This is a genomic window from Paraburkholderia sp. BCC1885 (genome assembly GCF_900996235.1).
Lineage (GTDB): Bacteria > Pseudomonadota > Gammaproteobacteria > Burkholderiales > Burkholderiaceae > Paraburkholderia.
In genome coordinates, this window is record NZ_CAAJGM010000230.1 from 317,226 (window position 1) to 329,381 (window position 12,156).

Genomic DNA, 12,156 nt, shown 5'->3' on the forward strand with positions numbered 1-12,156 from the left:
GTCCGGCTGTGGCGCGGGAGTGAAAGTCATCGACAAGAACACCGCCGGAGATTCTGCGTGGGGAACGCAACCTCAAGCCGGATGCCGGCGCAAAGCCCGATCGCGGACGCGACCAACGTGCCGATGACACAATGAGCCGACTTTCCGGGCGTATCCGCATCTTCGCGCGTGCCGTTCCGCGCCTCGTTCTCAAGCCATGGCGCCGCCGGCCGTCGTCGGTGCGGCGCATTCTGCTGGCACATCATCTGTTGCTCGGCGACACCTTGCTGCTGACGCCGTTGCTCGCCAAGCTGAGGTCGCAGTATCCGCAGGCGCGAATCGATCTCGTCTGCCCAAAAGCGATCGTGCCGCTTTACGCGGGGCAGCCCTTCGGTGTGAACGCCTTGCCGTTCGACCCGCGTGACCTCACCACGGTCAAGACGGTGCTGGGTTCCGGACCTTACGATCTCGGCTTCGTGCTGGGCGATAACCGGCATAGCTGGCTTGCGCTCGGCGCGGGTTGCCGCTGGATCGTGGCGCACGCGGGCGACGTGCCGGCATGGAAGAACTGGCCGGTCGACCAGAGCGTGCCATATCCCGAGACGCCGGCGGCGTGGGCGGATATCGCCGCCGAGCTGGTGGATGGTCCGCCGCCGCCCGCGTACCGGCCCGCCGACTGGCCGGCCCCTGCCCATGCGGTGTTGCCGGATGCCGACCGGTTGACGCAACCGTATGTCGTCCTGCATCCCGGCGCGAGCACCGAAGTCAAGCGCTGGCCGGATGCGCGCTGGAGCGAGCTCGCCCAGCGGGTCGAGGCGCTCGGCTATATGCCGGTCTGGAGCGGCGGCCCGACCGAGAGTGATCTGATCCGCGCCATCGACCCGGACTCGCGTCGTCCGAATCTGGCTGGCCGGCTCGGGCTCGGCGAGTTGTGGCACCTTTTCGCCGGCGCGAAAGCGGTGGTGTGCCCGGACACGGGCGTGGCCCATCTGGGGCGCCTGATCGGCGTGCCGACGGTCGCGCTGTTCGGCCCCGGCAACGCGCAGATCCACGGCGCGGGCCGTTACTGGAGCGAAGTGCCATTCGTGCCGGTGACAATCGCGCAGATGCCCTGCCGCGATCAGCCATTTATTTTCCGGCGCGAAGTCTCATGGGTTCGTCGTTGTGACCGTAGCTGGAAGACCTGTGTCGCCTGGAAAGGCGACCACGCTGACTGCATGGGGCGCATCTCGGTCGAGTCGGTTTACAACGCATTGCAAAACGTTCTGGTGAAACTCTGATGATTAACACGTTCGCGCGCCTGGAGCGTGTCCTGTGGATCGCGTGTCCTGTCCTCATGTTCGCGGTGATGTTCGGCCATACCACGGCGGTTGTGTTCATCGCGCTGACGCTGCTTGCGCTCGGCACGCTGGCCGGGCTGGTCTCGTCGCAGGGTCCGTCTTTGCGCCAGTGGCCGCTGCTCGTGCCTATCGCGTGCTGGGCGCTCTGGAGTCTCGCGACCGTCGCATGGTCCGGTTATCCGAAGGTCAGCATGCATGCATGGTGCGACGAAGTGCTGTATCCGCTGGTGGCGTTCTGGGGCTTCTGGCTGTTCGCCACCCGCACGCAACGCGTGGTGCCTTTCGTGCTCGCCACGTGGCTCGCATGTGTCGTGCTGGCGGGGATCACCGTGCATTGGTGGGGCCAGTTGCAGCCGCCCACCCTGAACGTCTTTCCGCTTCACTTCTATAACCGCGTCGGTCACACCAGCACCCTCGCGCTGTTTGCGATGGCGCTGTTCATCGGCGTGCTGCTGCGTCCGGGTTGGCGCATTTTCGGCGTGAGCGGTGTCGTGTTGTGCCTGTTCATCGGGCTTGGCACGCTCAACCGGTTCTTCTGGCCGGCCGCGGCGACGGTGCTGCTGGTGGCGCTGTTTCCTCTGTACCGGCGGCACGCGCTGCTGACCCTGATAGCGGTTGCTGTCCTGGGCGCGGCGGGCGTCGGCACGCTCGAATACAGCGCGCGCCTGCGCCTCGGCGCTACCGCGCCTGCGCCGGCCTCGCGCGATATGGCGATCGACGGCCACCTGGTGTTCGTGCCGCGGGAGTTTTCCAGTATCGGCGACACCGTGTCGTCCGACACGCGTCCCAAGCTGTGGGGCTTTTACGCGAACGAAGCGAAGCGCCACGCGTGGCTGGGTATCGGCTTCGGCAAGCCGCTGCCGGGCATGGTGTACAAGCCGGATATGCCGCGAAGCCTGTCGATGATCGAGCCGAACGCGCTGACCCACGCGCACAATCTGTTTCTCAACACCTGGTTGCAGACCGGCCTGATCGGCGTCGCGCTGGAGGCCGCGTTGCTGGTGTGTCTGGTATTGAGCTTCTGGCGGGTGCGGCGAGCCGATCCGTGGCTATGCGCTGCGGGTATGGCGCTGGTTGCCGGTATGATCGTGAAGAATATGACGGATGATTTCATGTGGCAGACTACGGCGCTCGCTTTCTGGTCGTTTGCGGGGCTGTTGCTGGGCACTGCGCAGCAGCGTGTCCAGCACGACACGTCGCGGCGCGGCTCGCGCGGCCCATTCTGATCCGTCGATAGAGCGGCCGCCGCGCCGCACGATGTCAGGATCAACCGCTGAAGTCAGGTTTGGACGCATTGAGAGCATGAAAAACGATAGTCGATACGACCGCGCCGAACCCGCCGAGCCGCCACGGCGCATTCTGTTTCACATCAACGATTTCGGCAAAGGCGGCACGGAAACGTCGCTGCTCGCGTGGTTGAAGACGCTCGACCGGCAACTCTTCGCGCCTAGCGTCTGCGTGACCTATCCGACTGACGAACTGCTGTTCTGGCGTGCCCATTCGATTCCCGACGACGTGCCGGTGCACGTGCTGGCGCCCTCGAAGTGGATGAATACGCTGCATCAGACACGCCGGCGCGGCAAACTGGGCGGCCATCTGAAGCTGCTGCACAAGGTGCTGACCTATGGCGTGATCCGCCCGCTCGCCGGCCTGCGGTTTCGCCGGATCGCGCGCCATCACGACATCGTCTGCGATTTCGATTTTTCGCTGCGGCATCTGGCCGGCACCGGCAACGTGCCGTGGATCGGCGTGAGCCACTTCAGTCTCGCCGCGCGTCTCGGCGAGAAGAGCGCGCGTTATCTCGCGCGCCGGGTGAAGCAGTATTCCCGTTACGCCGCGGTGGCGGTGCTGACGCCCGACATGCTGCGCGAAGGGCAGAAGCTGTTTCCGGCCGATCGCGTGAATCTGGTCGAACTGCCCAACGTGATCGATGTCGATGCGTTGCGGCAGAAGGCGCGGGCGTCGATCGAGCGGCCGGCGCAGACGTTCATCGTCTCCGTGGCGCGTCTCGACGAAGGGCAAAAAGATCACAACACGCTGTTGCGCGCGTTTGCCCAGCTACGCGGGCAGGGGTTGAGCTCGTCAGATCTCGTGCTGATCGGCGAGGGCCCTGACCAGGCCGCGCTCGAGAAGCTGGCTGCGGAACTCGGAATGCGCGAGTGCGTCCACTTCCTCGGCTTCTGCTCGAACCCGTTTCCCTACATCCGCCAGGCCGAGATGCTGGTGCTCAGCAGCCGCTACGAGGGCTTCGGCATGGTGCTGGGCGAGGCCATGGCGCTCGGTACGCCGGTGATTTCGACGGATTGCCCCACCGGCCCGCGTGACTTGCTGGAGGGCGGCAAGGCCGGCCTGCTGGTGCCGATCGGCGATGTCGACGAACTGGCGCGCGCGATGGAACGGCTGCACACGGATACCCTGCTGCGCCGCACTGTCGTGCAGAATGCGCAGAGGAAAGTGGCGACGCTTGCGCCGGAGAGCGCGAACCAGCGCATGTTGACGCTGGCGCGGCAGATTTCCCGCGACGGGCCGCTCTTCACGGTTTGACCACACCCAACTGCTTGAGCAGCATCAGGGTGTCTTCCAGGTGCCAGTTTTCGACGATACGGCCGTCCTTGACGCGGTACAGGTCGAAGGCCTGAAAGGCGACGGTTTGGCCTTTCGAGGCCACCAGCGGACCGTCCGGACCTCGTCTCTCATTCGATTTGATAATCAGACGAGAGACCGTGGCTGAGGACGAGGCCATGTCGTATAGAATGGCCAGCTTTGCCCGTACGCTCATGTGGTTCAAAAACCTTCAGCTTCACCGTCTTCCCGCCCCTTGGACCGTCACCCCCGAGCAGATGGAAAAATGGCTCGCGCCGCATGCATTCCAGCCGGGCAGCAGCGTCGAGATGCAGACGCAAGGCTGGGCTTCGCCGCGCGATAACGACGCGCTCGTCTATTCGATCAACCGCCAGATGCTGCTGGTGTTCCGTGCCGAAAAGAAGCTGCTGCCTGCCTCGGTGGTGACGCAGGTGACCCGGGCGCGCGCGCTCGAAGTCGAAGAGCAGCAGGGTTTCAAGCTCGGCCGCAAACAGATGCGCGAACTCAAGGAACAGGTCACCGACGAACTGCTGCCGCGCGCCTTCAGCATTCGCCGCGACACCCGCGTGTGGATCGATACCCTGCATGGCTGGCTCGTCATCGATGCCGCGTCGCAAACCGTGGCTGACGAGGTGCTCGGCCTGCTGGTCAAATCGATCGACGCGCTGCCGCTCGCCAGCGTGCGCGTCGCGCAGTCGCCGGTTGCGGCCATGACGGAATGGTTGCTATCGGGCGAGGCGCCAGCCGGTTTCACGCTTGATCAGGACACCGAATTGCGTTCGCCCGCGCAAGGCAACGCGACAGTGCGCTACGTCGGCCATACGCTGGATGTCGAGGACATGCGCCGCCACATCGAAGCCGGCAAGCAATGCATGCGTCTGGCGATGACATGGAACGATCGTATTTCGTTTGTCCTTACGCCTTCGTTGACCATCAAGCGTATCGCGCCGCTCGACGTGATCAAGGACGCGAGCGACCCCACCGCGCAAAACGACGACGAGATCTTCGACTCGGACATGACGCTGATGACCGGCGAACTCGCTCGCATGTTTGCCGACCTCGTCGCAGTGCTGGGCGGCGAGCAGGGCGATGCGATGCTGCAGGCCGCGGCGGCTTGAGCGGCCCGTCCCCGTTGCGCGTGCCGCGCGCCCGCAGGCGGTAAACCCTTGCAAGGCGCGTGGTCGCGCCCATGGCCGGTCTGCATTGCAGCCGGGAAACCTGCGGGCCAGCGACGATCTGCCCCGTTTCGATCTCTCCCACTAAAGTCGAGCCGCATCAACTACTTATCCGTTTCGTCAGATAGTTATCAACAGATTTGCGCACTGAAACTGGGGATAACTATCGGGACGCTCTCGCACGCCCGCGCACGCGCAACACCCAAATGAATACTTTCCAGCAACCTGGTGGGTGTATGCTGAGCCGGAGGATGTTTTCTGCGCAATCAGTGCCATCACCCTGAATGTCAGACGCGGCGACATAACGCCGGTGGCAGCCGCTGCCGTCCCTGCTGTTCCAGCAGGTTTTCAAGGGTGCAACGTGACAATCGAGTTAATCCAGGGGGCCGGCAAGGCCGCTGAGCCGCAGCGCCTGACGGTGCGGCACGTGAGTACCTACCGGTATTCCGAGCCGGTGCGTTTCGGCGAACACCGGATGATGTTCCGGCCGCGCTCGGGGCACGACGTGCGTGTCGTCGCCACCCAGCTGGTGATCTCGCCGACGCCGTCGCGACTGCACTGGATGCACGACGTGTTCGACAATTCGGTGGGTGTCGCGGCGTTTTCCGGCGAGGCGGCCGAACTGCGCTTCGATAGTCAGGTCGCGCTCGAGCACTACGAATCGCCGCTGCCCGATTACGCGCTCGAACAATATGCCGCCACCTGGCCCATTGCATACACCAACGAGGAAGCCTCGGATCTGGTCAATGCGCGGGCTCGTCAATACCCCGATGCCGAGGTAGATGCGTGGGCGCGCGGTTTTCTCGCGCCGCGCGGCGCAACCGCCACCATGACGCTGTTGCGCGCCATGACGCAGGAGATCAAAAGCGGCTTTCGCTACACGCGGCGCACGGAAAAAGGCGTCTACCGTCCCGCGGATACCTTGCGTCACCGCAGCGGCAGTTGCCGCGACTTCGCGGTGTTGATGATGGACGCGGTGCGCTCGCTCGGTCTTGCCGCGCGCTTCGTGAGCGGCTACATCTTCGTGCCGGATTTCGACACGACGCTCGGGGGCGGCGCTACCCACGCGTGGCTGCAGATTTACCTGCCGGGCGCCGGCTGGGTGGATTTCGACCCGACCAACAGCATTATCGGCAATCGCCATCTGATTCGTGTGGCGGTGGCCTGGAACTACTACCAGGCGCTGCCGCTGTGGGGCACCTGGCACGGCGCGGCGCATTCGTTCCGCGGCCTGCAGGTCGATGTATCCGTGACTGAAGATGTTTAAAAGTCCTAACTGATGGTCTTGGCGGAAGCAAGGGCGGTTTTGATGAAATTGCGCGTGGGTTACGATCTGGTCTACGAGTGTGAGCAAGCCACTCCGATGATGCTCATGCTGAACACGCATTATTCGCGCGTGCTGGATGTGCTGAGCGCCGACGTGCTGAAGGTCGATCCGCCGGTTCCGATCACACAGTACCGGGACGGCTTCGGCAACCTGTGCAGCCGCATCGTTGCGCCGGCGGGGCGGATTGCGCTATCGACCACGGCGGTGCTGGAGATTTCCGCCGAGCCCGAAACGATCGCGCCGAACGGTTACCAGCATCCTGTGGAAGAACTGCCGGACGAAACACTGGTGTTTCTGCTGGGCAGCCGCTATTGCGAGACCGATCTGCTGTCCGATCTCGCCTGGAACCTGTTCGGCAAAACCCCGCCTGGACGGCCGCGGGTCCAGGCGATCTGCGACTTCGTGCATGGTCATATCGTATTCGGCTACGGGCATGCACGGCCAACCAAGACCGCGTGGCAGGCATGGAACGAGCGCACCGGCGTGTGCCGCGATTTCGCCCATCTGGCGGTGGCGTTGTGCCGCGCCATGAACATTCCGGCGCGCTACTGTACGGGGTATATCAGCGATATCGGCGTGCCGCCGCCGCATAGCGCGATGGATTTTGCCGCGTGGTTCGAGGCGTATCTGGGCGGCACCTGGCAGACGTTCGATCCGCGCAACAACGTGGCACGTACCGGCCGCGTGTTGATGGCGCTCGGACGCGATGCCGCGGACGTGGCGTTGAGCAACACGTTCGGTCCGTCCAGGCTGATTCGCTTCGACGTGCATTGCGCGCCGGAAGAGGCATCGACGGTGGCGCCGCTGGTTTGATGGGGGGTGGTCCGTTGTCATCCCCCGCGCACCTATGGCATCCTTACGTCCCATGTGCCCGATGAACCTTTCCCTGCTTCACGCCTGGTGGCGCTCCTGAAGGAGCGGCATCGTCACGTCTTACTACGACCATGACCGCCGCGGGCCGGCTGACATGGTGCAGTATTCCCGGTTAGCTTGTCCTGCGGCGGCGCTTTCAGAGAGCCCTGCTTCATGCAAGAGAACATCGCATCCTCGCGCCGTACCGTCCTCACCGGCGACCGTCCTACCGGACCGCTGCACCTGGGTCATTACCTCGGCTCGTTGAAGACCCGTCTGGCTTTGCAGGAGACGCATCAGCAGTTCGTGCTGGTCGCGGATACCCAAGCCATGACCGACAACGCCCACGATCCCGACAAGGTGCGCCGCAACGTGCTGGAAGTCGCGCTCGACTATCTGGCGGTCGGCATCGATCCCGCCAAGACCACCATCGCTGTGCAGTCGGCGCTGCCCGCGCTCGCTGAGTTGACGCTGCTGTACATGAACTTCGTCACCGTCGCGCGTCTCGAGCGCAATCCGACCATCAAGGAAGAGATCCAGGCGCGCGGTTTCGGCCGCGATATACCGGCGGGCTTTCTCTGCTATCCGGTCGCCCAGGCCGCCGACATCACCGGTTTCAAGGCGCATGTCGTGCCGGTCGGCGAGGACCAGGCGCCGCTGATCGAGCAGACCAATGAGATCGTGCGCCGCATCAACCGTCAGGTCGGCCGCGACGTGCTGCCCGAGGCGCAGGCGCTGATTCCGACCATGGGCCGTCTGCCTGGCGTCGACGGCAAGGCCAAGATGAGCAAATCGCAGGGCAACGCGATTCCGCTGTCGTCCTCGGCCGAGGCGATCCGCGATTCGGTCAAAAGCATGTACACCGATCCGAACCATCTGCGCGCGTCCGACCCCGGTACGGTGGAAGGCAACATGGTGTTTACGTACCTGGATGCCTTCGACGAAGACCGCGCCACGGTCGAGCGTCTGAAAGCGGAATATCGCGCCGGCGGTCTCGGCGACATGGTGGTCAAGCGCCGCCTCGACGAGCAGTTGCAGGCGCTGATCGGACCGATCCGCGAGCGGCGCGAACAGCTTGCGCGCGACCCGGGTTACGTGTTCGACGTCCTGCGGGCCGGGACCCGGCGCGCCCAGGAAGTCACGCAAGACACGCTGGACGAGGTGCGGGCCGCGCTCGGCACGTTCTCGTTCGACGCGGTGACGCGGTAACGCGCCAGGCATCAGCACACCGCCAGGCTCCGGGCCGCGCCGGCCTTGGGGCCTGGCGGCGTCCCGGCTACTGCATCGAGCGCATCGCTTCCTGCATCTCTTCCATTGTCACGTCGCGTCGATGCGTCGCGACGGACCAGCGGTGCCCGAACGGATCTTCGAGCTGGGCGAAGCGGTCGCCCCAGAACATATCCGCGGGCGGCATCGTGACGCGGGCGCCGGCCGCTTCGGCCTGCGCGACCACGGCGTCGACATTCGTCACGTACAGGTGAATCGCCACTGGCGAGCCTTTCAGCGAGCGCGGCCCGAGCATCGAGCAGCCGGCCATTTCGTCGACCAGCATCAGCATCGAATCGCCGATTTTCACGCAAGCGTGCATCAATTTGCCCTCCGGACCGGGCAAGCGGAACTGTTCGACGGCGCCAAACGCCTCGGTATAGAACGTGATGGCGTCGGCGGCGCCGGCGCAAATCAGATGCGGCGTCAGTGAATGCATTCCTTCCGGAATCGGTTTGACAGCGGTTGCGGACATAGCGGTCGCTCCTTGTATCAGCGGGTTCGTGATTCGATCGGAAAACCTGCCGGGTTCAGCAGGACTTCATCGATACGACGAGCGAACCGGCGGCGAATCGACGCGCCCGGCAAAAAATCCCTCTGCACGGCCGTGCGCGCCGCGCCATGTCATGACGGCGTAAATGCGGATAGCGAGCCGGAAATCGTTATGATGAGATTGACTCGCCGCAGGGCGCGGCGAGCCCGGCGTTGCTGGGCCGTGAGCGGTTGCGCGACAGGGCATGGGTCGCAACCGCCGTCATTCCAATTAAATTCTGAGAGCGGGCGAGTTATGAGCAGGCATATCCATTGGCGGCGGCTTTTTCTCTCGGCCTGCATCTCGTCGCCCACGCGCAAGTCTGTGTGTTGAAGGGTTGCGCCATGCAAGACGATCTCAATACCGACGCCCAGATCCACGATAGCGCGCTCGCCGCCGCGCCTTATGGCGCGTTTCTCTGCACGGCCGACGGCACTTTTCGCTATGTCAACTTCGCTTACGAGCAACTGACCGGATACCGGGCCGAAGAGCTGGTAGGACGCCGCAAGTTCGATTCGCTGCACGATCCGGCCGAGCTGGCGCGGCGCCGCGCGGAACTGCCGGGCGTCGGAAACTGGGGCCGGGATGTGCCGGCTGCCGTTGCGTCGGCGTCGGTGATGGCGCCCGGCCGGTATGAAGGCGAATGGACCTACGTCCGGCGCAATAACACACGCATTGCGGTCATGCTGGCGTTGGCGTCGCTACCGCCACTGACCTCGACCGTTGCCGCGAGCGAACCGCCGGGCTACATCGGCATGGCCGTCGAAACGACCCGCTACGCGCAGTCGGAGGCGAGGCTTTGGTACGTCTCGCACCACGACGGCATCACCCGGCTGCCGAACCAGACTCTCTTCGCCGAACGCCTCGACCTGACGGTCGCGCGTTGCAGGCGTGACGGCACGGGCTTCACCGTGCTGCTGGTCGAGCTGAATTCGTTGCGCAAGCTGCGCGACGCGCTTGGCTCGTATGCGGCCGAACTGGTGTTGCAAATCGTCGGCGAACGTCTGCGTAGTCTGATTGCTTACGAAGGGGCGATTGCCTCGGTGGGTGGCGCGCAGTTCGCCTTGCTGATCGACGAGACAGACGCCGCCGCCGATGCTCTCGCGGCGCGCGCGCTGACCCGCATCGCCGAGCCTATCGACTGTTCCGGCACCCCGCTCACGGTGACCGCGAGCCTCGGCTGCGCGGCCTATCCGGTCGACGGCGCCGACGTCCCCACCCTGATGCGGCGCGCCAATGTCGCGTTGTCGTCGGCGAGCGCCGCCGGCGGCAATGTGGTGCGGCGGTTTTCGGCGGCGCTCGAAGGCCACGCCGCGCGTCGTTTCGAACTCGAAACCATGCTGCGCGAGGCGCTCGATCGCCAGCAACTGCATCTGGTCTATCAACCGCAGATCACGCTCGCGAGCGGGCGGATCGCCCAGGTCGAGACCTTGCTGCGCTGGCGTCATCCGGAGCGTGGCTTGATCAGCCCGGCTGAGTTCGTGCCGGTGGCGGAGGAGGCGGGCCTGATCGAACGGATCGGCGAATGGGTGATTCGCACGGCATGCCGCGATGCGAGCCGGCTGCTACGGCTCACCGGCTCGCTGCCGCGCGTCGCGGTGAACGTGTCGCCGCAGCAATTCCAGCGGCAGAATCTGCTGGCGACGATCGAGAGCGCGCTGCAGGACGCCGCGCTCGACCCGTCCTATCTCGAAGTGGAAATTACCGAGGGCGTGCTGCTGGGCGACACCGAAGAGGCCCTGCAGACCCTGCATGCCTTGCGCAAGCTGGGCGTCGAAGTGGCGGTGGACGATTTCGGGACCGGCTATTCGAGTCTCGCCTATTTGACGCGCTTTCCGCTGAACCGGCTGAAAATCGATCGCTCTTTCGTGATCCGCATGATGACCGATGCGCAGTGCGCGGCTTTGGTCGGCGCCATTATCGCCATGGCGCACGCGCTGAAACTGCGCGTGACGGCCGAAGGCGTGGAGACCGAAGAGCAGGCTGAGCGGCTGCGCGAACTGGGCTGCGACGAGGTCCAGGGATTCTGGTTCGCGCGTCCGCTTAGCTTCACGGCGCTGCGCAATCTGCTCGCGCCGTTGGGGCACGAGCCGGGACCCGACGCGGCGGCCGAGGGCGCGGCAGGCGGGCAGCATCCGTCTTCAACGTGACCGTGAGACGTGAGCGCCGCCTGCGCCCGCGCGGCCATGTCTGTTTCTTGCAACCTTCGCCCGGGTGCGGCTAAAAATTTATCCGGCGGCCCGACCGGCTTGTGCCAGAATGGCGCGGCAAAGCGCTTACGAAACAGCCTGTATTTTCATTACGTTTTGTATACAATTGACGGCCCTGCAGTCGTCGCTTGCGCCAGAATTTTCTGCGTCAAGTGTGAGGCGGTTGCGGGAATATCAGCCATATCGGACTTGCGAAGGCATCAGGTCGCAGGCTTTCTTCGCCTACCGCGGCTTGGGTGGTGCGCGAGATATTTTTCGTGCTATGGTATGAAAGTTCTCTGGGCTCGCCCGGGGAGAGTAAGTATGACCGTATGGTCTGTATGAAAGCTGTAATGAGGTTGAAGTGGTCTGTAGGGAATCCTGGCGGGTCGCAAGGGGGCCAAACCGTTCTATACTCCGGCACTGGGTTTATCCTGGAGTCTTTGTATGTCCCGGAAGGCGGAACGTCTCCGGCACTAGAAACAGAGCGTGAAGTGTGCGATGCCGTGCGAAGCATGGGAAGCGGCGAAGATGCAGGCGAGGCGCCGCATCTGGTCACGACCTTCCGCTCGCAAGCACGCCATATGACGGAGGCGTCGGCGGTAGCGGGCGGGTTTGCACCTGTCGACGAAACCTTAGGCATCAGACTGCAGTAGACCCAAGAGACATCCCATCCGCGCCGTGAGCCAGAGATTGGAAAAAAATCGGCGGCGGTTCCCATGTTGCATTGAAATTCTTGTCGCTTATCCTGCATGAAGGTTCAAACACTATCGGCCCGCAGCGCTAGGGCGCTGACATTTATCGGCCTGAGCGTCACCGCAGTCTCGGCTTTTGCCACCGACTCATTTGTGGTTCGCGACATTCGGCTCGAAGGCTTGCAACGCGTCGAACCGAACACCGTTTTCTCGTACCT

General features: G+C 64.1%; 9 protein-coding genes and 1 pseudogene. 8 read left to right on the top strand and 2 right to left on the bottom strand.

Features of this window, described 5'->3' with window-relative positions; all coding sequences use genetic code 11:
• Positions 1–131 precede the first annotated feature (131 nt).
• From FQ755_RS29255 to FQ755_RS29265, 3 genes are all read left to right on the top strand, one after another.
• The gene (locus FQ755_RS29255; protein WP_144159131.1) at positions 132–1,259 is read left to right on the top strand and encodes a glycosyltransferase family 9 protein; all 1,128 of its coding nucleotides are present in this window, start codon (positions 132–134) and stop codon (positions 1,257–1,259) included.
• The gene (locus tag FQ755_RS29260; RefSeq protein WP_144159134.1) at positions 1,259–2,545 is read left to right on the top strand and encodes an O-antigen ligase family protein; all 1,287 of its coding nucleotides are present in this window, start codon (positions 1,259–1,261) and stop codon (positions 2,543–2,545) included. The genes FQ755_RS29255 and FQ755_RS29260 overlap by 1 nt, the downstream gene beginning before the upstream one ends.
• Positions 2,546–2,621: 76 nt before the next feature.
• Entirely contained in the window at positions 2,622–3,863 is a 1,242-nt protein-coding gene (locus FQ755_RS29265) for a glycosyltransferase (protein WP_144159136.1), read from the top strand.
• Here FQ755_RS29265 and FQ755_RS29270 read toward each other — a convergent pair.
• Positions 3,853–3,978 (bottom strand): annotated as a pseudogene (locus tag FQ755_RS29270) (ester cyclase); the annotation flags it as partial. The gene FQ755_RS29265 and the pseudogene FQ755_RS29270 overlap by 11 nt on opposite strands.
• A gap of 118 nt (positions 3,979–4,096) precedes the next feature.
• Between FQ755_RS29270 and FQ755_RS29275 the strand changes: the two are divergent.
• The 4 genes from FQ755_RS29275 (at position 4,097) to trpS (ending at position 8,465) form a co-directional block, all read left to right on the top strand.
• Positions 4,097–5,020, top strand: coding sequence for a recombination-associated protein RdgC (locus FQ755_RS29275; protein ID WP_144159139.1), 924 nt, complete (start codon positions 4,097–4,099; stop codon positions 5,018–5,020).
• Between the two features lie 418 nt (positions 5,021–5,438).
• The gene (locus FQ755_RS29280) at positions 5,439–6,344 is read left to right on the top strand and encodes a transglutaminase family protein (RefSeq protein WP_260858903.1); all 906 of its coding nucleotides are present in this window, start codon (positions 5,439–5,441) and stop codon (positions 6,342–6,344) included.
• Positions 6,345–6,386: 42 nt separating this feature from the next.
• Positions 6,387–7,217, top strand: a complete 831-nt coding sequence (locus FQ755_RS29285) for a transglutaminase-like domain-containing protein (protein ID WP_144159142.1) — start codon at positions 6,387–6,389, stop codon at positions 7,215–7,217.
• Between the two features lie 213 nt (positions 7,218–7,430).
• A complete protein-coding gene (gene trpS, locus FQ755_RS29290; protein WP_144159145.1) occupies positions 7,431–8,465 on the top strand; it encodes a tryptophan--tRNA ligase in 1,035 nt (344 codons plus the stop codon).
• 67 nt (positions 8,466–8,532) lie between these two features.
• Here trpS and FQ755_RS29295 read toward each other — a convergent pair whose 3' ends face one another.
• Positions 8,533–8,997: a VOC family protein gene (locus FQ755_RS29295; protein ID WP_144159148.1), complete on the bottom strand. Its 465-nt coding sequence runs from the start codon at positions 8,995–8,997 to the stop codon at positions 8,533–8,535.
• Between the two features lie 401 nt (positions 8,998–9,398).
• On the opposite strand from FQ755_RS29295, the gene FQ755_RS29300 reads away from it, so the two are divergent.
• A complete protein-coding gene (locus FQ755_RS29300) occupies positions 9,399–11,204 on the top strand; it encodes a GGDEF domain-containing phosphodiesterase (RefSeq protein WP_144159151.1) in 1,806 nt (601 codons plus the stop codon).
• Positions 11,205–12,156 lie beyond the last annotated feature (952 nt).